At 70.4% G+C, this 21801-nt stretch carries 23 protein-coding genes and 1 tRNA gene; 17 read left to right on the forward strand and 7 right to left on the reverse strand.

What is annotated here, in order from left to right; translation table 11 throughout:
* Positions 1 to 6: 6 nt before the first annotated feature.
* From FZ025_RS14875 to FZ025_RS14890, 4 genes are read right to left on the reverse strand one after another with little or no spacing between them, the layout of a single operon-like run.
* The gene (locus tag FZ025_RS14875) at positions 7 to 534 is read right to left on the reverse strand and encodes a Slp family lipoprotein (RefSeq protein ID WP_104558737.1); all 528 of its coding nucleotides are present in this window, start codon (positions 532 to 534) and stop codon (positions 7 to 9) included.
* Positions 531 to 2480 carry a transglutaminase TgpA family protein gene (locus tag FZ025_RS14880; RefSeq protein ID WP_104558738.1) on the reverse strand — a complete coding sequence of 650 codons (1950 nt, stop codon included), beginning with the start codon at positions 2478 to 2480 and terminating at the stop codon, positions 531 to 533. Before FZ025_RS14880 ends, FZ025_RS14875 begins: the two co-directional genes overlap by 4 nt.
* The gene (locus FZ025_RS14885) at positions 2473 to 3429 is read right to left on the reverse strand and encodes a DUF58 domain-containing protein (RefSeq protein WP_104558739.1); all 957 of its coding nucleotides are present in this window, start codon (positions 3427 to 3429) and stop codon (positions 2473 to 2475) included. The genes FZ025_RS14880 and FZ025_RS14885 overlap by 8 nt, the downstream gene beginning before the upstream one ends.
* Before the next feature lie 5 nt (positions 3430 to 3434).
* Entirely contained in the window at positions 3435 to 4388 is a 954-nt protein-coding gene (locus tag FZ025_RS14890) for an AAA family ATPase (protein WP_104558740.1), read from the reverse strand.
* A 37-nt stretch (positions 4389 to 4425) separates the two neighbouring features.
* Here FZ025_RS14890 and FZ025_RS14895 point away from each other — a divergent pair, with 37 nt between their 5' ends.
* Genes FZ025_RS14895 through FZ025_RS14905 form a run of 3 tightly spaced genes read left to right on the forward strand, consistent with a single transcriptional unit; the run spans position 4426 to position 9173 of the window.
* Positions 4426 to 6273, forward strand: a complete 1848-nt coding sequence (locus FZ025_RS14895; RefSeq protein ID WP_104558741.1) for an ArnT family glycosyltransferase — start codon at positions 4426 to 4428, stop codon at positions 6271 to 6273.
* A gap of 51 nt (positions 6274 to 6324) precedes the next feature.
* A complete protein-coding gene (locus tag FZ025_RS14900; protein ID WP_104558750.1) occupies positions 6325 to 7320 on the forward strand; it encodes a glycosyltransferase family 2 protein in 996 nt (331 codons plus the stop codon).
* Entirely contained in the window at positions 7317 to 9173 is a 1857-nt protein-coding gene (locus FZ025_RS14905) for a glycosyltransferase 87 family protein (protein WP_104558742.1), read from the forward strand. The genes FZ025_RS14900 and FZ025_RS14905 overlap by 4 nt, the downstream gene beginning before the upstream one ends.
* A gap of 7 nt (positions 9174 to 9180) precedes the next feature.
* On the opposite strand, the gene FZ025_RS14910 is transcribed toward FZ025_RS14905, so the two are convergent.
* Entirely contained in the window at positions 9181 to 9753 is a 573-nt protein-coding gene (locus FZ025_RS14910; RefSeq protein WP_104558743.1) for a Maf family nucleotide pyrophosphatase, read from the reverse strand.
* A gap of 126 nt (positions 9754 to 9879) precedes the next feature.
* Here FZ025_RS14910 and FZ025_RS14915 point away from each other — a divergent pair, with 126 nt between their 5' ends.
* From FZ025_RS14915 to FZ025_RS14980, 14 genes are all read left to right on the forward strand, one after another.
* Positions 9880 to 10389 (forward strand): YceD family protein, encoded by a 510-nt coding sequence (locus FZ025_RS14915; protein WP_104558744.1) that lies wholly within the window; start codon positions 9880 to 9882, stop codon positions 10387 to 10389.
* A gap of 103 nt (positions 10390 to 10492) precedes the next feature.
* A complete protein-coding gene (gene rpmF, locus FZ025_RS14920) occupies positions 10493 to 10687 on the forward strand; it encodes a 50S ribosomal protein L32 (RefSeq protein WP_009608206.1) in 195 nt (64 codons plus the stop codon).
* A gap of 96 nt (positions 10688 to 10783) precedes the next feature.
* Complete coding sequence (locus FZ025_RS14925; protein ID WP_046981395.1) at positions 10784 to 11767, forward strand: beta-ketoacyl-ACP synthase III; 984 nt, start codon at positions 10784 to 10786, stop codon at positions 11765 to 11767.
* Positions 11768 to 12103: 336 nt separating this feature from the next.
* Positions 12104 to 13048 (forward strand): ACP S-malonyltransferase, encoded by a 945-nt coding sequence (fabD, locus tag FZ025_RS14930; protein WP_046981396.1) that lies wholly within the window; start codon positions 12104 to 12106, stop codon positions 13046 to 13048.
* Between the two features lie 89 nt (positions 13049 to 13137).
* Positions 13138 to 13881, forward strand: a complete 744-nt coding sequence (gene fabG, locus FZ025_RS14935; protein WP_046981397.1) for a 3-oxoacyl-ACP reductase FabG — start codon at positions 13138 to 13140, stop codon at positions 13879 to 13881.
* A 153-nt stretch (positions 13882 to 14034) separates the two neighbouring features.
* Positions 14035 to 14274: an acyl carrier protein gene (gene acpP, locus FZ025_RS14940; protein WP_046981398.1), complete on the forward strand. Its 240-nt coding sequence runs from the start codon at positions 14035 to 14037 to the stop codon at positions 14272 to 14274.
* A gap of 129 nt (positions 14275 to 14403) precedes the next feature.
* The gene (gene fabF / locus FZ025_RS14945) at positions 14404 to 15639 is read left to right on the forward strand and encodes a beta-ketoacyl-ACP synthase II (protein WP_046981399.1); all 1236 of its coding nucleotides are present in this window, start codon (positions 14404 to 14406) and stop codon (positions 15637 to 15639) included.
* 226 nt (positions 15640 to 15865) lie between these two features.
* A complete protein-coding gene (locus FZ025_RS14950) occupies positions 15866 to 17215 on the forward strand; it encodes an aminodeoxychorismate synthase component I (protein WP_046981400.1) in 1350 nt (449 codons plus the stop codon).
* Positions 17216 to 17290: 75 nt separating this feature from the next.
* Positions 17291 to 18352: an endolytic transglycosylase MltG gene (gene mltG, locus FZ025_RS14955; protein ID WP_046981403.1), complete on the forward strand. Its 1062-nt coding sequence runs from the start codon at positions 17291 to 17293 to the stop codon at positions 18350 to 18352.
* Entirely contained in the window at positions 18349 to 19017 is a 669-nt protein-coding gene (gene tmk, locus FZ025_RS14960; RefSeq protein WP_046981401.1) for a dTMP kinase, read from the forward strand. The genes mltG and tmk overlap by 4 nt, the downstream gene beginning before the upstream one ends.
* Entirely contained in the window at positions 19014 to 19991 is a 978-nt protein-coding gene (locus tag FZ025_RS14965) for a DNA polymerase III subunit delta' (RefSeq protein ID WP_104558745.1), read from the forward strand. Before tmk ends, FZ025_RS14965 begins: the two co-directional genes overlap by 4 nt.
* Positions 19988 to 20341, forward strand: coding sequence for a PilZ domain-containing protein (locus FZ025_RS14970; RefSeq protein WP_046978181.1), 354 nt, complete (start codon positions 19988 to 19990; stop codon positions 20339 to 20341). The genes FZ025_RS14965 and FZ025_RS14970 overlap by 4 nt, the downstream gene beginning before the upstream one ends.
* A 76-nt stretch (positions 20342 to 20417) precedes the next feature.
* Positions 20418 to 20492 (forward strand) — tRNA-Val (locus FZ025_RS14975).
* Between the two features lie 85 nt (positions 20493 to 20577).
* A complete protein-coding gene (locus tag FZ025_RS14980) occupies positions 20578 to 21123 on the forward strand; it encodes a hypothetical protein (protein ID WP_046978180.1) in 546 nt (181 codons plus the stop codon).
* Between the two features lie 28 nt (positions 21124 to 21151).
* Here FZ025_RS14980 and FZ025_RS14985 read toward each other — a convergent pair whose 3' ends face one another.
* Both FZ025_RS14985 and FZ025_RS14990 read right to left on the reverse strand, forming a co-directional pair.
* Entirely contained in the window at positions 21152 to 21409 is a 258-nt protein-coding gene (locus FZ025_RS14985) for a Txe/YoeB family addiction module toxin (RefSeq protein ID WP_046978179.1), read from the reverse strand.
* Entirely contained in the window at positions 21406 to 21657 is a 252-nt protein-coding gene (locus FZ025_RS14990; RefSeq protein ID WP_003468816.1) for a type II toxin-antitoxin system Phd/YefM family antitoxin, read from the reverse strand. Before FZ025_RS14990 ends, FZ025_RS14985 begins: the two co-directional genes overlap by 4 nt.
* Positions 21658 to 21801: the final 144 nt, after the last annotated feature.

Here is a 21801-nt window from a genome sequence, read left to right on the forward strand (position 1 = left end):
GCCGGCTTACCACCAGCCGCGGCCCCAGCCCCAGCGAGGGCCCCACGGATCCCACGGGCCGTACGGACCGTAGGGGTAGGCGGGCACCACTTCGACCTGGCGCACCACCGGCCACAGGTAGACCACGTCGGCGTCGATCTTCGGCAGGCGGTAGTCGTATTCGCCGATGCGGGTGCTCTCGTAGCCGGAGACGTGGCCGATGAAGGTCACCTCGCGGCCGGGTTCGAACACCGCCGGGTCGTAGAAGCCGGCGCGGCAGGCGAGGAAGCGGCCGTCGCTGGCGTCGGCCGAGTCGCTGTCCGGGCGGCCGCTGGCGCTCAACGGCCGCGACAGCATCTGGAAGCAGGTCTGGCCCTGGCCGGGTTTGGTCTGGATGATCTTGCCGCCCCAACGCACCGAGGTGCCGACCTGCTGGCCGGCGACCGAGTCGCGCGGGGTGACGGTGGCGAACTGGCCTTGCAGCGGCTTGGGCGCGGTCGCGCAGGCGCCCAGGGCGAGAACGGCCAGGACGGGGAACAGCAATCGGATCTTCATCGAGATGCTCCGGTGTGCGGACGGTGCCTGCGCAGGTCGCGCAACAATGAAGCCCTGTCCGAATCAGCGCCAGCGTAGCGCGAATCGGCGAAACGCTGGCTGAGCGAAAGCAACGCGTTTGCCTCCATCACCTGCTGCACACGCGACGCCCACAGCAGCGCCGGTTCGTGCGCCTCGCGGCCCAGGCCGAGCCGGGCGTAGCGCCGGCCCAGCCGCCGCCAGGCGCGCAGCAGCGGGTCGCGCTCGCGTTCGCCGCGCGCCAGTAACCAGGCCATCCAGCCCAGCAGCAGCGCGGCGAAGCCGGCGAACAAGGCGACCAGTTGCGCCGGCTCCAGCTTGGCGATGCCCAGATCGCTCAGCAGCCGCTGCTGGCGGTTGGCGTCGAAGGACAGCACCAGGTCGTTCCAGCCGCGGCGCAGCCAGTCGCCGACGTCGCGCAGTTGCCAGTCGCCGCCGCCGCCCTGTGCGCCGGCGTCGCGGCCGAGGCGGTCTTCCAGGGTGTCGTAGATGCGTTCCGGGGCGACCGCGGCGGTCGGGTCCACGCGCACCCAGCCGCGTTGCGGCAGCCATACCTCGGCCCAGGCGTGGGCGTCCATGCGCCGCACCACCCAGTAGTCGCCGAACGGATTGCGGGTGCCGCCGGCATAGCCGGTGACCACGCGCGCGGGAATCCCCGCGCCGCGCATCAGCACCACGAAGGCCGAGCTGAAGTGCTGGCAGAAGCCGGCCTTCTGCTGGAACAGGAATTCGTCGACGCCGTCGCGGCCGGGCAGTGGGGTCTCCAGCGTGTAGGCGAAGTCGCGGCGGATCCATTGCAGCGCGCGCGCCACGATCGCGGCGTCGTCGGCGCCGGCCTGTTGCCGCCATTGCCGAGCCAGCGCCAGGGTGCGCGGGTTGTAGCCGGGCGGCAGCGCCAGCGCGCGCTGGCGCTGTGCGGGCGGCAGTGCGGTTTCGAAGCGCAGCGGCGGCGCCGAGCGCAGGCGCCAGCGGGTCAGCGCGCCCAGGGGGCGCTCGGTGTGCAGGACGTAGTCGGCGGAGATGCGGGTGCCCTCCGGCGCCTGCAGCGGCAGGTCCAGCGCGACCAGCTGGCGGCGGTCGGTCGGCTCGACCTCGATCTCGTAGTCCCACGTGACCGCACCGGGCTGCACCGCCGGCGCCGGCAGGTATGCGTTGCCGCGTTGCGCACGCCAGGTGCTGCCGTCGAAATCCCACAGCACCGGCCCGCGCCAGTAGCGCTGTGCCGGTGCGGGCACGCGGCCGAAGAACTGCACGCGCAGCGCCGGGGTGTCGTCGGCCATCAGGTCCAGCCATTGCCCGGGGCTCATCGTGTCTGCCAGGCCGGGCCGCGCCAGCGCACGTTCCGGCACGCCCCACAGCGGCGAGCCCAGCCGCGGAAACAGCCAGAACGCGGCCAGCGCCAGCGGCAGGCCCAGCACCAACAGCCGGCCGACGCCGCGCAGCTGGCCGCGCAGCGGAGGGTCGGCGCTGTGCCCTTCCTGGTCGGCCAGGCGCTGCATGCACAGCAGCGCGGCGATCACCGCGGCCAGCCCCAGCAGCATCGTCGCCGGACCCTGGTCCAGCAGGAACGCGGCGAACGGCGCGAACAGGGCGAAGCCGAGCAGGCTGCGCGCGTCGCGCAGCGTCTTCAGTTCCGACGGCTTGATCGCCAGCATCGCCGCGAGCATGGCGCAGCCGGTGTCGCGGCCGAAGCGCATGCCGACCTGCCAGTAGATCGCCGCCAGCATCGCCGCCACCAGCAGCAGGCGCAGCGCGGCCGGCAGCGGTCGCCATGCCGAGCTGGCGCCGATCAGCAGTGCGGTCGCCGCGAACAGCAGCGCCAGCGCGCCAGGCAACTGCAGCAGCAGCGGCAGCAGCGCCAGCAGGCCGGCACCCAGCGCCCAGTGGCGGCTGCTGTCGCGCAGCGCGGGCGAGCGCGGCTCAGCCATGCGGCAGCAGCGCCAGCGCGCGCAGGCACAGATGCCGGTGGTGCGGGCCGCGGGCCGGGCCCAGCGGCGGCTGTCCCGGCAGCAGCAGGCGATAGCGGCGGCCGTCGCGCTCGGCCTCGTCGACCCAGCGTGCCAGCCGCGCGATGCAGCGCTCGTAGGGCAGCGTCGGCAGCGTGCGCCAGTCCAGCACCACGTCCACGCCGATCGGGCGTTCGTATTCGCGCAGCAGCAGCGTGTCGCGGCGCGCCGAGTGCTTCCAGGAGATCGCGCGCGGCGCATCGCCGGCGCGGTACGGGCGCAACTGCTGCAGCTCTTCGCCGAGCGCGTGCAGGCGGGTCTGGGTCGGGGTGCCGTCGCCGTGTGGCAGCGGTGGCCCATCGCGTTCCGGCTGCGGGTAGACCAGCAGCGGCGTGTCCGGCCAGAACCAGGCCCAGGCGCGCAGCAGGCCCAGTGGCTGGGTGGTGGAGATGCGGATGCGCTGCAGGTCGAGCCAGCCGCGGCGTTCGGTGGGTAGCTCCAGGTCGGCTTCGTTGCCGCCGTCGCCGTACAGGTCCAGGTAGGTGTGGCGGCCGGCATGCGCCACGCGCAGGCCGCGCCGGGGCCGGGTATCGTCGGCGGCCAGCGCCAGGCGTAGCCGCAGCGGCGTGCCGGCCGCCACCGGCTCGGCCGACAGCGCCTGCAGGTGCAGCCCCGACAGCTGCAGGTGGGCCATGATCGCGCTGGCGATGGCGGCCGCGCCGAGCAGCATCGCCAGCAGCAACGCGGGGTTGTTGTTGTAGTTCAGCGCGCCGAGCAGCATCGCGCCGAGCAGCAGCGCGATGAAGCCGCCGAACGGCGTGGGCAGGATGTAGATCCGGCGCCGGTCCAGCCGTACCGGCAGCGTTTCGGGATCGCGCGGCCGCGCCAGCCGTGCCAGCCCCTGCCGCCACTCGCGCAGCCGTGCCCGCATCGGCCTCAGTCCACCGCCACGCTGTGCAGGATCGCCTTGGCCAGCGATTGTCCGGAGGCCGATTCCTGTTCGGCCACCAGCCGGTGTTCGGCCACCGCCACGAACAGCGCCTGCACGTCCTCGGGCAGCGCATGCGCGCGGCCGAGCAGCAGCGCGTGCGCCTTGGCCGCGCGCAGCAGTGCGATGCCGGCGCGCGGCGACAGGCCCACGCGCACGCCGGGATGCTGGCGGCTGCGCGCGAGCAGCGCCTGCACGTAGCCGACCAGCGCGTCGCTGGCGTGGATCTGTTCCACGCTGTGCCGCAGCGTGGCCATGTCGGTGTCGCTGAGCAGCGGCCGCGCCTGCGCGATCAGGTCGCGGCGGTCGCTGCCGCTGAGCAGCGCGCGTTCGGATTCGGCGCTGGGATAGCCCAATGCCAGCCTAAGCAGGAAGCGGTCCAGCTGCGAATCGGGCAGCGGGAAGGTGCCCGACAGGTCCACCGGATTCTGCGTGGCGATGACGAAGAACGGCGCCGGCAGCGGATGCGTGGTGCCGTCCAGCGTCACCTGCTGTTCGGCCATCGCTTCCAGCAGCGCGCTCTGCGTGCGCGGCGGCGCGCGGTTGATCTCGTCGGCGAGCAGCACGTGCGCGAATACCGGTCCGGGATGGAACTGGAACTGGCGCGATTGCGCGTCGTACACCGACACGCCGAGCACGTCGGCCGGCAGCAGGTCGGAGGTGAACTGCACGCGCTGGAAGCTCAGGCCCAGGCTTGCGGCCAGCGCATGCGCCAGCGTGGTCTTGCCCAGTCCGGGCAGATCCTCGATCAGCAGATGCCCGCCGGACAGCAACGCGACAAAGGCCATGCGCACCTGCTGCGGCTTGCCCAACACCAGCGCATTGACCTGTTGCTGGGCCTGCGCGAGCGCCTCGCGCAGCGTATCGGTTAGCATTTCCGGCAAGCGGGGCGGAGTAGGCATCGCATTCTCGCAACGGGTTTAGGGGAGTCTAAGGGCAATGCAAGGCGAACAACGTGCACGCACCACCTTCATGGTGCTGTGGATGCTGGTCACCGCAGCCAAGCTGCTGGCGGCCGCGCGCCTGCCGTTGTTCGTCGACGAGGCGTTCTATTGGCAGGAAGGCCAGCACCTGGCCGCCGCCTATTCGGATCTGCCCGGGCTGACCGCCTGGCTGGCGCGGCTGGGCGTGGCGCTCGGCGGCGATCATCTGCTGGCGCTGCGCGCGCCGTTCCTGCTGGTGTCGGCGCTGATGCCGTGGCTGATCGCGCGCATCGCCACGCGCTGGTTCGGCGCGGTGGCCGGCTGGCGTGCCGGCAGCCTGACCTTGCTGATGCCGCTGTCGGGCACGCTCGGCATTCTGGCCTTGCCGGACGTGCCGATGGCGCTGGCCACGATCCTGTGCATGGACGCCAGCGCGCGGCTGCTGCGCCAGGTCGATGCGATGAGCGCGGTGGAACTGGCGCTGGGCCTGACCCTGGGCGCGCTGAGTCATTACCGTTTCGCCGGGGCGATCGGGGTCGGCGCGATCGCGCTGCTGCTGATCCCGCAGGGCCGGCGCATGCTGCGCGATCCGCAGGTGTGGGTGGCGCTGGCGATGGGCATCGTCGCCTGGCTGCCGCTGCTGGCCTGGAACGCCGACAACGGCGAGGCCGGGGTCAAGTTCCAGTTGATCGACCGGCATCCGTGGAGCTTCCAGCCCAGCGGCATCGCCTTCGTGCTGATCCAGGGCCTGCTGGTCACGCCGCTGCTGGCGGTGGCGATGTGGAAGGTGGCGCTGGTGGCCACCCGCGGCGGCGGCGGCGGCGGCGCGCGCGTGCAGTGGCGCTACTTCGGCCTGCTCGGTGGCGTGTCCACGCTGGGCATCTTCCTGCTCGGCTTCTTCACCGATGCCGAGCGCATCAGTTTCCATTGGCCGCTGCCGGGTTACCTGGCCTTGCTGATCGCCGCGCCGGTGATCCTGCACGGCTGGCCGAAACCGCTGCGCCGCGCGACCTGGCTGCTGACCGGGATCGGCTTGGTCGGCGCGTTCGGCTATTACCTGGCGGTGTCGGTGCCGTCGGTGCGCGAGCATGCCGCCGGCGACAAGTATTACCCGCGCAACTTCGCCGGCTGGCAGCCGCTGGCGTCGGCGGTGCGCCGCGAACTGGCGGCGATGCCGCCGGGCACGCAGCTGCTGGCCGACAATTTCAAGGTCGGCGCCGAGCTCGGTTTCGAACTGGGCGATGCGGAGATACAAGTGCTGCCGCATGCGTTGAACGACAAGCACGGGCGCAGCGCGCAGCTGCGCCAGTGGGGCCTGCTCAGCGACGGCCGGCGCGACGGGCCGCGGCTGCTGGTGCTGTCGCCCAGCGACATGAAATACCGGCTGCTGCTGCAGCGCTATCACGCGGTCTGCGACCTGGTCGGTCCGTTGCCGCCGCCGAAGGTGGTGTCCAGCGATCATGGCAGCCAGCGCTTCCTGCTGTTCGCATTGCCGGCGCAGCGCCTGCCTGGGCCATGCACGACGCCGGCGATGGCCTGGTTCAATGCGCCGGAGGTGGGCGACAAGGTGGCGCGCCATTTCGAGGTGTCCGGCTGGGCATTCAAGGACGGCGTGGGCATCGCCCGGGTCGAGGTGCTGCTCGACGGCAAGGTCGCCGCGCAGGCGCGCTATGGCGAGGCCTACGACGTCACCGCGTTCTGGAAGATCTCCACCGATCCGGGCCATCCCAACGTCGGCTTCCGCGCCGAACTCGATGCCAGCGGCTTGGCGCCGGGCACGCATTGGCTCGGCTTGCGTCTGCATGGCCGCGACGGCAGCGTCGAGGATTGGTGGGAACAGCCGATCGAACTGCGCCGCCGCTGAGATAGCATGGCGCGCCTTTCCACGCCCGCCGCGCAGGACCGCACGCCGCCCATGCCGAGTCTTTTTTCCGCCCACGAGGCGGCCATGCCGCGGATCGCGGTGCTGGTTCCCTGCCACAACGAAGCGGCCACGATCGGCCAGGTGGTCGCCGCGTTCGCCGCGCAGCTGCCGACGGCGAGCATCCACGTGTTCGACAACAACTCCAGCGACGCCACCATCGAGCGCGCACGCGCGGCCGGCGCGCAGGTGCGCGAGGTGGCGCTGCAGGGCAAGGGCAACGTGGTGCGGCGCCTGTTCGCCGATGTCGATGCCGACGTGTACGTGCTGGTCGATGGCGACGCGACCTACGACGCGGCGATGGCGCCGGCGCTGATCGAGCGCCTGCTGCGCGACGGACTGGACATGGTGGTCGGCGCGCGGCGCAGCGACGAGGCCGCCGCCTACCGCGCCGGTCACCGTTTCGGCAACGTGCTGCTGACCCGCTGCGTGAGCTTCCTGTTCGGACGCAGTTTCGACGACATGCTGTCCGGCTACCGGGTGTTCTCGCGCCGCTATGTGAAGTCGTTTCCCGCGCATGCCGCCGGCTTCGAGACCGAGACCGAACTGGCGGTGCACGCGCTGCAGTTGCGCATGCCGGTGGCGGAAGTGGCCACGGCCTACGGTGCGCGGCCGCAAGGCTCGCAAAGCAAGCTGCGCACCTGGCACGACGGCACGCGGATCCTGCTGACCATCCTGCGCCTGTTCAAGGCCGAGCGGCCGTTGCTGTTCTTCTCGCTGGGCTTCGGCGCCTGCTTGCTGCTGGCGCTGGGGCTGGCGGTGCCGTTGGTGCTCACCTATGCGCACACCGGCCTGGTGCCGCGCTTCCCGACCGCGATCCTGTGCTCGGCGCTGGTGCTGCTCGGCTTCCTGCTGCTGGCCTGCGGGCTGATCCTGGACACGGTCACCCGTGGCCGGGTCGAGGCCAAGCGCCTGGCCTATCTGGCGATCCCGGCGCTGCCGTTGCGCTCGCCGACGGCGCATGCCGCATCCTCTGGCGACGACGCATGAGTGCGGCCATCGACACGCCGACAGCGCCGCGCCCGAACCGTCGCCAGCGCCTGCTGCGCGCACTGGATCGCCGCTTCGCCTTCCACGACCGCGGCAACGTGATCGCCGCCGGCATCGCGGTCGCGCTGCTCGGCGGCGTGCTGTCGCTGCTGCTGGGCCAGGACGCCAACTGGGATCTGCGCAACTACCACCTATACAACGGCTATGCCGCGTTGCATGGCCGCCTCGGCATGGACCTGGCGCCGGCGCAGCTGCAGAGCTACTTCAATCCGTTGCTGGACGTACTGCACTACGCATTGATGACCGGCCTGCCAGCGCCGCTGGCGGGATTGGCGATGGGCGCGCTGCACGCGCTGGCGTTCCTGCTGCTGGCCGGCATCGTCTGGCAAGTGCTGGACGCGCGCCTGGACCGCGCGCGGCTGGCGCCGTGGCTGGCCTTGGCCGGCATGTGCAGCGCCGCGTTCCTGTCCGAATTCGCCAGCAGCATGGCCGACAACAGCAGCGCGCTGCCGGTGCTGGGCGCGCTGCTGGCCGCGTTGCACGCGCAGCGCCGGCAGCAGGCGGCCGGGCAGGGCGTGGCGGTGGCGTGGTGGGCGCTGGCCGGTGCGTTGCTGGGCCTGGCGCTGGCCTGCAAGCTGACCAACGCGCCGTTCGCGCTGGCCCTGGGGGTGGCGGCGCTGGTCGCCGGCGGCCGCGCGCGGCAGCGCGTCGGCGGCGCCGCGGTGCTGACCGTGTTGACCGTGCTCGGCTTCGCGGTCCTGGCCGGGCCGTGGCTGCTGGGCGTGTGGAAGACCTTCGGCAACCCGCTGTTCCCGCAGTTCAACAGCCATTTCCTGGCGCCGCTGGCGCAGCCGGTCGCGCTCAGCGATACGCGCTGGCTGCCGCAAGGCTGGCTGCAATGGCTGAGCTGGCCGCTGCAGTTCTCGATCGCGCCGAACCGGGTCAGCGAGGTCGCCCTGCGGCAGATTGTGTGGCCGCTGCTGTATCTGCTGGGCTTGGCGTCGCTGCTGCTGGCCGCGCTGCGCCGGCGCCGGCGGCCAGCGGCGGCCAGCGACGTGGCCGCGCCGGTATGGCGCGCATTGCTGGTGTTCTTCGTGGTTGCGTTCCTGGCCTGGCAGGCGGCCTTCAGCATCCAGCGCTATCTGGTGGTGCCGGAACTGCTGGCGCCGCTGCTGCTGTGGGTCGGGCTGCGGCGGCTGTTGCCGGCGCGGATCGCGGCGCCGGCGGCGCGCTGGACGCTGATCGCCTGCGCGCTGGTCGCCGTGCACGGCTGGGGCGACTGGGGCCACGAGCGCTGGGCGCGCACGGCGTTCCGGGTGCAGGCGCCGCCGCTGCCGCAGCCGGCGCGCAGCCTGGTGCTGCTGGTCGGCGACGTGCCGCAGTCGTGGCGCATCCCGTTCCTGCCGGCGCAGGCGGCGTATGCGTCGGTGGCGTCCAATTTCCCCGAATCGCCGGCCTATGCCGAACGCGTGCGGGCGCTGCTGGCCGAGCGCGGCCAGGGTTATGCGCTGCTGCCGGCGACGGTGGACCGCAACGTCGAGCGGCTGCGCCGGCTCAATGCGCTGGCCGCACGCCTGGGCCTGGACCGCGGGCCGGACTGCCGGTTGATGCGGCGCCTGGCGCACCGGCCGGTGCGTGCGGCAGTGACCGAGCGCGATGGCCGCTGCCGGTGGACGCTATTGCCGGAACGCGCCATCGACATCGCCGCCGGCGACCGCGAGGCGCTGGCGCTGGCCGACCAGCAACTGGCGCGCTACGGCCTGGCGCTGCAGCCGGACACCTGCGCGGTCTACGAGTCCTGGCTCGGGCAGGCACGCTATCCGTACCAGTGGTGTCGGGTGAGCCGGCGTTAACACGCCCTCAGGGCAGCACGTAGCCGGCTTCGCGCAGCAGTCCGGCCAGGCCGATCAGCGGCAGCCCGACCAGCGCGGTCGGGTCCTGGCTGTGGATCGCGCTGAACAGGCTGATGCCCAGGCCTTCGCACTTGAAGCTGCCGGCGCAGTCCAAGGGCTGCTCGGCGGCGACGTAGCGGGCGATCTCCTCGGCCTGCAGCACGCGGAAGCGCACTTCGGTCAGGTCGCACAGCTGCAGCGCGCGTTCGCCGCGCAGCAGGCATACCGCGGTATGGAAGCGCACGCTGCGCCGGGACATCGCCGCCAGTTGCGCCTGCGCGGCGGCGGCATGGCCGGGTTTGCCCAGCGGCTGGCCATCGAGTTCGGCGACCTGGTCCGAACCGATCACCCAGGCATCGGCGGCGCCGGCCGCCACCGCGGCGGCCTTGGCCCGCGCCAGGCGCTGCGCCAGCGCCGGTGGCGCTTCGCCGGGCAGCGGCGTTTCCTCGACCTGCGGGGGCACGCTGTCGAAGGGCAGGCGCAGGCGCTGCAGCAGTTCGCGGCGGTGGACGGAGGTGGAGGCCAGGATCAGGCGCGGCATCGGCAAGGTCGGGCAGGGCGGCGCGGGCGCCGGGGCCGGCAGTCTGCGGCGCTGCGCACGGCCGGGCAAGCGGGACGACAGGACGGTTTGACAGCGCCCCCGGCAGTCCTTAACATTCTGCGGCTTATGTCCGCGAACGTGCCCGAACTGTTGGATGCCTGGCGGATGGTCGCAGCGCGCAGGGTCTTCGAAGACCGCCTGCCGCTCTCGGCGATGTCCCGGCTGCAAGGCAGCCTGGCCGATACCGAAGGCGAATGCCGCTACACGCTGGAATTCGGCCGCGACGCTGTACTGCAAGTGTCCTACGTCGAACTGACGCTCGAAACCGCGCTGCCGCTGATCTGTCAGCGCAGCCTGCAGCGCTTCCTGCTGCCGGTGTCGAGCGTGCAGCGGTTGGGACTGATCCGCAGCGAGGCCGAAGAGGCCGCGCTGCCGCCGGAGTACGAGGCCTTGCTGGTGCCGGACGACGGCTTGCTGCGGCCCGCCGATCTGGTCGAGGACGAGTTGGTGCTGGCGGTCCCGCTGGTGCCGGTGGCGCCCGGAAGCGAGGCGGTCGAACAGGACTGGCCGGCGACCGAGGAAGAGGTGAGCAAAGCCAACCCGTTCGCGGTGTTGGCGGCGCTGAAGAAACAGTAGCGGTCGGCCCGCCGGCCCGCTGCCTGAAGCTTGTTGCCGGACGCGCGCGTCCTGCGCGACGTAATGACGACAGATGTAAACGAACCGAGTTTGGAGCAATCCCATGGCTGTGCAGAAATCCCGTGTCACCCCGTCCCGCCGCGGCCAGCGCCGTTCGCACGACGCCCTCAGCGCCAAGCAACTGTCGACCGATCCGACCAGCGGCGAGATCCACCTGCGCCACCACATCACCGCCGACGGCTACTACCGCGGCAAGAAGGTGATCGCGACCAAGACCTCGCAGGTCGAAGAAGATTGATCCGTGCCCGTCCATCGCGCCGCGGCGGACGGAGTCACCCATCTTCACAGGCCGCGCCCGCGCGGGCGGCCTGCGTAACAGGCAACAGGAACCAGCATGAGCAAGCGGATCTATTCCAGGATCGCGGGCACCGGCAGCTATTTGCCTGAAAAAGTGTTGACCAACGACGATCTGTCGCACATGGTCGAGACCAGCGACGAATGGATCCGCAGCCGCACCGGCATCCGCGAGCGGCACATCGCCGCGCCGGGCCAGACCGCCGGCGACCTGGGCTACGAAGCCGCGTTGAAGGCGATCGAGGCGGCCGGCGTCGATGCCGCTGCGCTGGACATGATCGTCGTCGGCACCACCACCCCGGACCTGATCTTCCCGTCCACCGCCTGCCTGATCCAGGCACGGCTGGGTGCGGTCGGTTGCGCCGCGCTGGACGTCAACGCCGCCTGCTCGGGCTTCGTCTACGCGCTCAGCGTGGCCGACAAGTTCATCCGCTGCGGCGACGCCAAGACCGTGCTGGTGATCGGCACCGAAACCCTCAGCCGCATCGTCGACTGGACCGAGCGCACCACCTGCGTGCTGTTCGGCGACGGCGCCGGCGCGGTGGTCCTGCGCACCGACGCGGACACCGGCATCCTCAGCACCCATCTGCATGCCGACGGCAGCAAGAAGGAACTGCTGTGGAATCCGGTCGGCATCTCCACCGGGCTTGCCGACGGCACCGGCGACGCCTCCGCCGGCGGCATCCGGATGAAGGGCAGCGAGGTGTTCAAGTACGCGGTCAAGGCGCTGGACGCGGTGGTTGACGAGACCCTGGACGCCAACGGCCTGAACAAGCGCGACCTGGACTGGCTGATCCCGCACCAGGCCAACCTGCGCATCATCGAAGCCACCGCCAAGCGCCTGGAGCTGTCGATGGAGCAGGTGGTGGTGACGGTGGACATGCACGGCAACACCTCCTCCGCCTCGGTGCCGATGGCGCTGGACGTGGCGGTGCGGTCCGGCCGCGTGCAGCGCGGCCAGCTGCTGCTGCTGGAAGCCTTCGGCGGCGGTTTCACCTGGGGCTCGGCGCTGCTGCGCTACTGAGTCCGGGCGTTCCCGCGGCATGGTGCCACGCGCGCCATGGCCTGCGGCGGGGCGGACGCCTCGCGCGCCGCTGCAAATCGCAGAACGTTGTTACGCACGTGCCCGCAGGCGCGACCGAGGGGATGGCCGTGGCGTTGCGCCGCGCGCGAACCGGCTGCGCGAGGGAGGTCGCCGCGCGGTTGCGCGCAGCGCTGCCGTGGCCTGCGGCGGCGGCCTGGAGCGGTTGCGGCGCTTGCCGTGGCCGCCGTCGCCCGGCGCCGCACAATACGCCCGGGTACAGACGCACGGCCGGTTTCGCCCGTATCATCGCCGCTCGATTTTTGCAGGTGCATCCGCGTGACCGATTCCACACTCGCCTTCGTTTTCCCCGGCCAGGGTTCGCAATCGCTGGGCATGCTGGCCGAACTGTCCGAGCTGCACCCGCAACTGCGCGACAGCTTCGTCGAGGCCTCCGACGGCGCCGGCGTCGACCTGTGGGCGCTGACCCAGGGCGGCCCCGAGGAAATGCTCAACCGCACCGAATACACCCAGCCGGCGCTGCTGGCGGCGAGCGTGGCGCTGTGGCGGCTGTGGCTGGCCCAGGGCGGCGCGCGTCCGGCGCTGCTGGCCGGGCACAGCCTGGGCGAGTACAGCGCGCTGGTCGCGGCCGGCGCGCTGTCGCTGCACGACGGCGCGCACCTGGTGCGGCTGCGCGGCCAGCTGATGCAGGACGCGGCCCCGGCCGGGGTCGGCGCGATGGCCGCGGTGATCGGCGCCGAGGACGCGCTGGTCGAGGAGGTCTGCGCGCAGGCCGCCGGCAGCCAGGTGGTGGTCCCGGCCAACTACAACTCGCCCGGCCAGGTGGTGATCGGCGGCGATGCGGCGGCGGTCGAGCGCGCGCTGGCGCTGCTGGCCGAGCGCGGCGTGCGCAAGACGGTGAAGCTGGCGGTCAGCGTGCCCTCGCACACGCCGCTGATGCGCGAGGCGGCCAACCGCCTGGCCGAGGCGATGCGCGGCCTGGCCTGGCACGCGCCGCAGCTGCCGGTGGTGCAGAACGTGGATGCGCAGGTGCACGACGGCGTCGATGCGATCCGCCAGGCGCTGGTCGAGCAGCTGTACCTGCCGGTGCGCTGGAGCGGCTGCGTGCAGGCGCTGGCCGCGCGCGGCGCCACCCGCGTGGCCGAATGCGGACCCGGCAAGGTGCTGACCGGGCTGATCAAGCGCATCGACAAGTCGCTGGACGGGCGCGCGCTGGCCACCCCGGCCGACTTCGCCACCGCGCTCGAGACCTGGGCCGCCTGATCCCGCTGCCGCGCGCTGGCGGGTACGCCCGCGGCGGCCTCCTTTCCTCCCGGCGCCTCGCGCGCCGTCCGTCCCCCAAGGAACAGCAGATGAGCAAGCCATTGCAGGGCGACGTCGCCCTGGTCACCGGCGCCAGCCGCGGCATTGGCGCGGCCATCGCCGACACGCTGGCCGCGCAGGGCGCCACCGTCATCGGCACCGCGACCTCCGCCTCCGGCGCGCAGGCGATCGGCGAACGGCTGGCCGCCAACGGTGGCCACGGCCGCGCGCTGGACGTCACCGACGCCGCCGCGGTGGACGCGCTGATCGAGGCGATCGGCAAGGAATTCGGCGCGGTCTCGATCCTGGTCAACAACGCCGGCATCACCCGCGACAACCTGCTGATGCGGATGAAGGAAGAGGACTGGCAGGCGATCATCGATACCAACCTGACCAGCGTGTTCCGCACCTCCAAGGCGGTGCTGCGCGGCATGATGAAGGCGCGCAAGGGTCGCATCGTCAACATCGCCTCGGTGGTCGGGGTGACCGGCAATCCGGGCCAGGCCAACTACGCCGCGGCCAAGGCCGGGATCATCGCCTTCTCCAAGTCGATGGCCAGGGAAATCGGCTCGCGCGGCATCACCGTCAACGTGGTCGCGCCGGGCTTCATCGACACCGACATGACCAAGGCCCTGCCCGAGGCGCAGCGCAGCGCGCTGCTGGAGCAGATCGCGCTCGGCCAGCTCGGGCAGCCGGCCGACATCGCCAACGCGGTGGCGTTCCTGGTCGGCCCCGGCGCCGGCTACATCACCGGAGAGACCCTGCATGTGAACGGCGGGATGTACATGGCGTAAGCCTGCGGCGCAAGGACTGCGCCTAAGTGGCTGATCGGCAGGCGTTTGTGCAGCGATGCAAGCGCCGGGCGGTTTCCACTACACTATCCAACGCGGCCATCGCAGCCCGATGGCGTTTCGAACCACCACTACTCCATCTGGAGCGATATCCCAATGAGCACCATCGAAGAACGCGTCAAGAAAATCGTCGTCGAACAACTCGGCGTCAAGGAAGAAGAAGTCACCAACAGCGCATCGTTCGTCGATGACCTCGGTGCCGACTCGCTGGACACCGTCGAGCTGGTGATGGCGCTGGAAGAAGAGTTCGAGTGCGAGATTCCGGACGAAGAAGCCGAGAAGATCACCTCGGTGCAGCAGGCCATCGACTACGTCAAGGCGCACGTCAAGAGCTGATGCTCCGTTCTCGATCGCGATCGGCGCCTGCGTGGCCCCGGTCCGCGTGACAATCCCATGGGGCCGCGCATGCGGCCCTGTGTTTTTACAGCGTCAAAGCCGCGCGCATCGCGGTGAGGAGATTTCGCAATGAGCCGTCGCGTCGTCGTAACCGGCATGGGCCTGGTATCGCCGTTGGGCAATGACCTGGCCAGCAGTTGGGAAGGAATCGTCAACGGGCGTTCCGGCATCGGCCCGATCACCCAGATCGATGCGTCGCAGTTCACCACCAGGATCGCCGGCGAGATCAAGGATTTCGATCCGACCAAGTACGTGTCCGCCAAGGACGCCAGGAAGATGGATTCGTTCATCCACTACGGCGTCGGCGCCTCGTTCATGGCGCTGGACGATTCGGGCCTGGTCATCGACGAGCGCAATGCCGACCGCATCGGCGCGATCCTCGGCTCGGGCATCGGCGGCCTGCTTGGCATCGAGGAGCAGACCATCAAATTCCACGAGGGCGGCGCGCGCAAGATCTCGCCGTTCTACGTTCCCAGCACCATCATCAACATGCTGCCGGGGCAGGTGAGCCTGATCAAGGGCCTGAAGGGCCCGACCTTCTCGGCGGTCTCGGCCTGCGCCACCTCCAACCATTCGATCGGCACCGCGCTGCGCATGATCCAGCACGGCGATGCCGACGTGATGCTGGCCGGCGGCGCCGAGCGCGGCTCCTCGCCGACCTCGGTCGGCGGCTTCTGCGCGATGAAGGCGATGTCCACCCGCAACGACGACCCGGCCGCCGCCTCGCGGCCGTGGGACAAGGGCCGCGATGGCTTCGTGCTCGGCGACGGCGCCGGCGTGCTGGTGCTGGAGGAATACGCACACGCCAAGGCGCGCGGCGCGCGGATCTATGCCGAGCTGGTCGGCTTCGGCGCCAGCTCCGACGCGTTCCACATGACCGCCCCGAGCGAGGACGGCGAAGGCGCCGCGCGCAGCATGCTGGCCGCGATCAAGGACGCCAGGCTCAATCCCGAGCAGATCGACTACCTCAACGCGCACGGCACCTCCACGCCGCTGGGCGACCTGGCCGAGACCCTGGCGATGAAGCGCGCGCTCGGCGACCATGCCTACAAGACCATGGTCAGCTCGACCAAGTCGATGACCGGGCACCTGCTCGGCGCGGCCGGCGGCGCCGAGGCGATCTTCTCTGTGATGGCGCTGCACACCGGCATCATCCCGCCGACGATCAACCTGGAACAGCCGGGCGAAGGCTGCGACCTGGACTACGTGCCGAACGTGGCGCGCGAGAAAAAGATCGAGGTGGCGATGTCGAACGGGTTCGGCTTCGGCGGAACCAACGGGACCTTGGTGTTCAGGCGGCTTTGAGGTTGCGGGACCGGGGACCGGGGACCCGGTCGGGACTCGGGACTCGGGACTCGGGACTCGGGACTCGTAGAGCCTAGCCGCTTGTTTGAATTGCGATCTGTTGTTTCTCGGTTTGCTTTTTTCTGATGCGGGAAAGGTGCCCGCACGGCGGAGCTGACGCTTCCGCCGTTGCGCCGCCGTTCGCATGCGGCGTCGCATCACCTCCCATCCTCCCGCCGGATTCCTGATGCTGCGTACCGTTCCCCTGCCAGCCGACACCGATCTGCTGGCGCTGCACCGCCTGGCGCCGCAACGCTATCCGCTGCTGCTGGAATCGGCCGCGTCGGGCACCGCGCAGGGCCGCTGGGACCTGCTGCTGATCGCCGGCGGCGAGGGCCTGCGCCTGGAGCGCGACGGCGTGACCCGCGACCTGCACGGCGCTGCGCTCGCGGGCGATTTCCTGGCCGCGCTGGACGCGCAATGGCAAGCCGAACGCTGCGCGCGCGATGAGCCGCGCTGGCCGTTCCGCGGCGGCTGGGCGCTGCTGCTGGACTACGAGCTGGCGGCGCAGGTCGAGCCGGTGCTGCAGTTGCCACAGGCGCAGGCGCCGGCGCCGGTCGCGCTGGCGCTGCGCTGCCCGGCCGCGCTGCTGCGCGACCACGCCAGCGGCGAGTGCGTGGCGCTGGCGGAAACCGCGCATGCCGCGCTGCTGGACACGCTGCTCGCCGACCTGCAGGCAGTGCCCGCTGCCGCCGCGCTGCCGGCCTGGACCGCGCCGCTGGCGATCGCCGAAGACCCGCCGCAGCGCTTCGTCGACGGCGTGCGCCGCATCCTCGACTACCTGCGCGCCGGCGACGCGTTCCAGGTCAACCTGTCGCGGCGCTGGTCGGCGCGTTTCGCCGCCGCGCTGGATCCGGCTGCGCTGTACGCGCAGCTGCGCCGCGCCAATCCGGCGCCGTTCGCCGGCCTGTTCGCCAGCCATGGCCGCGCCGTGGTCAGTTCCTCGCCGGAACGGCTGGTGTCGGTGCGCGGCGACGTGGTCGAGACCCGGCCGATCGCCGGCACCCGCCCGCGTACGCCCGGCGACGACGAGGCCGCGCGCATCCGCGAACTGGTCGGGCACCCGAAGGAGCGCGCCGAGCACGTGATGCTGATCGACCTGGAGCGCAACGACCTGGGCCGGGTCTGCGCGCCGGGCAGCGTCGAGGTCGACGAACTGATGACGGTGGAGAGCTACGCCCACGTGCACCACATCGTCAGCAACGTGCGCGGGCGGTTGCGCGCCGGGGTCAGCCCCGGCGAAGTGATCCGCGCCACCTTCCCCGGCGGCACCATCACCGGCTGCCCCAAGGTGCGCTGCATGCAGATCATCGCCGAGCTGGAGCAGACCCCGCGCGGCGCCTACACCGGCGCGTTCGGCTGGCTCAACCGCGACGGCGACATGGACCTGAACATCCTGATCCGCACCGCCGAAGTGGACGGCGCGCAGGCGCATTTCCGCACCGGCGCCGGCATCGTGGTCGACTCGCAGCCCGAGCGCGAACTCGACGAGACCCGGGCCAAGGCGCGCGGCCTGTTGCGCGCGCTGGAACCGTGAGCGGCACCGTCGCGATACCGGCCGCTGCCGGGTGCGCGGTATCCTGCACCCCGCTGAATTCGCTTCGAGGTGGCCGTGGCTTGGGCTAAACGCGGGTGTCTGACCCTGCTGGCGACATTGCTGGTGTTTGCGCTGCTGGTCGCCGCGGCCGGCGCGTGGTGGTGGCAGGGCTATCGCGCCTTCGCCGACCAGCCGCTGCAGGCGGCGCAGTCCAGCGTGGAGGTGGCGCACGGCGATTCGTTCAACGGCGTGCTGCGCAAGCTGCGCGCGGCCGGGGTCGAACAAGGCAGCAGTCTGCAGTGGCAACTGCTGGCGCGCCAGCTCGACGCCGCCGGCAAGCTCAAGGTCGGCGAATACGCGCTGCAGCCGGCGCTGAGCCCGCGCGAGCTGCTGCTGCGCATGCGCAAGGGCCAGGTGATCCACTACCGCTTCACCATCGTCGAGGGCTGGAACATCCGCCAGCTGCGCTCGGCGCTGAATGCGGCTACGCCGCTGCGCCACGTCGCCACCGAACTCGGCGACAGCGAACTGATGGCCAGGCTCGGCCAGCCCGGGCAGCACCCGGAAGGCCGCTTCCTGCCGGAAACCTATCTGTACCAGCGCGGCGACAGCGACCTGGACGTGCTGCAGCGCGCCCGCGCGGCGCTGGACAAGGCGCTGGCCGAGGCCTGGGGCGCGCGCGCCGCCAAGCTGCCGCTGCAATCGCCGGAGCAGGCCTTGACCCTGGCCTCGATCGTGGAGAAGGAAACCGGCCTGGCCGCCGAGCGCCCGCAGATCGCCGGCGTGTTCGTGCGCCGCCTGCAGCAGGGCATGAAGCTGCAGACCGATCCGGCCGTGATCTACGGCATCGGCAGCGCCTACGACGGCAACATCCGCAAGCGCGACCTGGAAACCGATACGCCGTACAACACCTACACCCGCAGCGGCCTGCCGCCGACCCCGATCGCCATGCCCGGCCGCGACGCGCTGCGCGCGGCGACCGATCCGGCGCCCGGCGACAGCCTGTATTTCGTCGCGGTCGGCGACGGCAGCGGCGCGCACGCGTTTTCCGCCAGCTATGCCGAGCACGCTGCGGCGGTGGCGCGCTACCTGCAGCGCCTGCGCCAGGCGCGCAGCGGCACGGCGGTGACGCCATGAGCGAGGCCGTGCTGCGCCACCACCGCTTCGTCAGCCTGGAAGGCGGCGAGGGCGCCGGCAAGACCACCGCGATCAACGCGCTCCGCGATGCGCTGCAAGCGCAGGGCCACGAGGTGCTGCTGACCCGCGAACCCGGCGGCACGCCGCTGGCCGAACGCATCCGCGAGCTGCTGCTCAACAACGCGCCGGCGCTGCAGCCGGCCGAGCCGCTGGCCGCCGAGACCGAACTGCTGCTGGTGTTCGCCGCGCGCGCCCAGCACGTGCGCGAGGTGATCCGCCCGGCGCTGCAGCGCGGCGCCTACGTGGTCAGCGACCGCTTCACCGACTCCAGCTACGCCTACCAGGGCGAGGGCCGCGGCCTGGACCGCGCCTGGATCGCCGACCTGGAGCGGCGCGCGGTCGGCCTGCAGCCGGGCCTGACCCTGCTGCTGGACCTGGACGTGCGCATCGGCCGCGCCCGCACCAGTGGCCGCGACCTGTGGCCGGACCGGATCGAGAGCGAACAGGACGATTTCTTCCAGCGCGTGCGTGCCGGCTTCCGCCAGCGCGCCGCGCAGGACCCGCAGCGCTTCCGCACCATCGACGCCAGCCAGCCGCCGCAGGCGGTGGCGCGCGACGTGGCCGCGGCGCTGGCGGCGTGGCTGCAGCAGGAGCAAGCGCCATGAGCCCTGCTTCGACCGACACGCTGCCTTTCGCGCCCTGGCAGCAGCGCGCCTACGCGCAGACCGTGGCCGCGCTCGACGCCGGCCGGCTCGGCCATGGCCTGCTGATCTGCGGCCCGGACGGCCTGGGCAAGCGCGCGGTGGCGCTGAAGCTGGCCGCGCACGTGCTTGGCCAGGGCGAACCGGCCGCGAACCTGCGCAGCGCGCAGCTGATCGCCGCCGGCACCCATCCCGACCTGCAGCTGATCTCGTTCATTCCCAACCGCACCGGCGACAAGCTGCGCACCGAGATCGTCATCGAACAGGTGCGCGAGATCTCGCAGAAGCTGTCGCTGACCCCGCAGTACGGCATCGCCCAGGTGGTGGTGGTGGACCCGGCCGACGCGATCAACCGCGCCGCCTGCAACGCCCTGCTCAAGACCCTGGAGGAGCCGCAGCCCGGCCGCTACCTGTGGCTGATCAGCGCGCAGCCGGCGCGGCTGCCGGCGACGATCCGCAGCCGCTGCCAGCGCCTGGAGTTCAAGCTGCCGCCGGCCGACGAGGCGATCACCTGGCTGCTGGCGCAGGATTTCCCGGAAAAGACCGCGCGCGAAGCGCTGGCCGCCGCGCGCGGCCATCCCGGCCTGGCCGCGCAGTGGCTGCGCGAGGACGGCCTGAAGCTGCGCCGGCAGGTGGCCGCCGACCTGGAGCAGGTCGCCGCAGGCAAGCTGGGTACGCTCGAAGCGGCGCAGCGATGGAGCGCCGATGGCTTCGCCGAGCAGCGCCTGGCCCATGCCGCCGACCTGGCGCTGGCGCAGGCTTCGCAGGCCGGCTTGACCGACCCGGCGCGATTGCACAAGCTGGCCACCTGGTTCGACGCAGCCAATCGCACCCGCGACCTGCTGCGCACCACCGTCCGTGGCGACCTGGCCATCGCGGAACTGTTGTTGGCCTGGCGCGATGGCGATCGTCCGGTCCGGAGAGGGGGACAACGATGAGTGCGATGAGCGGACGTCAGGGCATCCTGTCGCTGGCGGTGAAGGACAAGGCGGCGCTGTACAACGCGTACATGCCGTTCGTGAAGAACGGCGGCATCTTCGTGCCCACGCCCAAGCGCTATTTCCTGGGCGACGAAGTGTTCCTGCTGCTGACCCTGCCCGATTCCAGCGAGCGCCTGCCGGTGGCCGGCAAGGTGATCTGGGTGACCCCGATGGGCGCCCAGGGCAACCGCAGCGCCGGCATCGGCGTGCAACTGCCGGACAACAGCGAAGGCGAGACCATCCGTAACAAGATCGAGACCCAGCTGGCCGGTACGCTCAACGCCGACAAGCCGACCCAGACCATGTAGCGGCCGTGCCGGCACGGCATCTGCGGGGACCGTTGACGCCAGCCGCAGCGGCCCTATAATGTGCGGCTCGCGACACGGGCGGTTAGCTCAGCGGTAGAGCATTGCCTTCACACGGCAAGGGTCGCAGGTTCGAACCCTGCACCGCCCACCATACAATCAGCGTGTTGCGACAAAACCGGCCTTGAGCCGGTTTTTTCGTATCTGCAGGGGGGGGCAGTGTGGCTGAAAGGAAACCAATGTCGCGTAGACAGCGGAAGCTAAAGCTCTACAAGCTTGCGCTTGCCCGCTCAGATTTCGCAGCTAGCCGTCGTGCCTGCGTGGCCATGACGGAATATGTCCAAGGCCCCGATCATCCCCTGTACTTCCATCTGTTTTCCTCCTCGGTTGTTGCCTACGCGAAACCGTTCGTGGATAACAAAAGCTTCGGTTCTCTCCCCAAAGAATGGCGGAAGTTCGAACATCCGTGGATGTCTCAGGTCCACAACGATGCTATCAAGGCGAGGCACGAGGTTATCGCTCACAATGATGACAAAGTGAGGAAGATGTGGGTCCTTCCTCCTGGGGCTATGCCACCTGGGGCGCTGGCGGCAGCGGCCAACGGTCTGTCACTGAAGATTGAGGGCTACTACGTTGGCGGTGGCTTCTTCATTTCGCTTGCGCATCTGTGTGACTACCAGATATATCGCCTAAATCATGCTGTTGACGAAGAGCTGTGTGCTTTGTACGAGGGGCAGCCCATTCCGTCCGAAGAATTCCTGCTGACCCTTGACGACGAATTTTAGTAAGGCCTGCGGCGAGCGCGCCAGAAGGCTAAACATAGTGGTAGCGCACCTGCGCGATCAGCAGGATGCCAGCCTCGACCTTGTAGACGATGCGATGTTCGTCGTTGATGCGCCGCGACCAATAGCCGGCCAAGGCATGGCGCAGCGGTTCTGGCTTGCCGACGCCTTGGAAGGGATCGCGTTGAATGGCTTTGATCAGGTCGTTGACGCGCTTGAGCATCTTCTTGTCGGTCTGCTGCCAGTAGAGGTAGTCCTCCCAGGCATTGTCCGAGAACTGAAGCGTCACTCGGCCAGGTCCCGTGCCTTGCCGCGACCGGCCTCGAGCTGGGCGATGGATTCCAGCAGGCGCTGCGCGCTCTTCGGGCTGCGCAGCAGGTAGGCGGTTTCCTCCATCGCCTTGTAGTCCTCCAGCGACAGCATGACCACGGATTGCTCGCGGCTGCGGGTGATGATCACCGGCTCGTGGTTGTTGACGACCCGCTCCATGGTGTCCGCAAGGGCGGCGCGTGCAGCGCTATAGGTGATGGTGTCCATGCTGGGCTCCAGTTGTACAAATAATTGTACATGTGGATTGGGGCGTGTCAATTTGGGCTTCCTGGTCTGCATAACAGCCGACATAAGCGGCATGTCCATAGGTGGATCGTTCGGCTCACGATCGGCTCACGGCCATTCCAGATA

It is taken from the genome of Xanthomonas hyacinthi (genome assembly GCF_009769165.1).
In the GTDB taxonomy this organism is placed as follows: domain Bacteria; phylum Pseudomonadota; class Gammaproteobacteria; order Xanthomonadales; family Xanthomonadaceae; genus Xanthomonas_A; species Xanthomonas_A hyacinthi.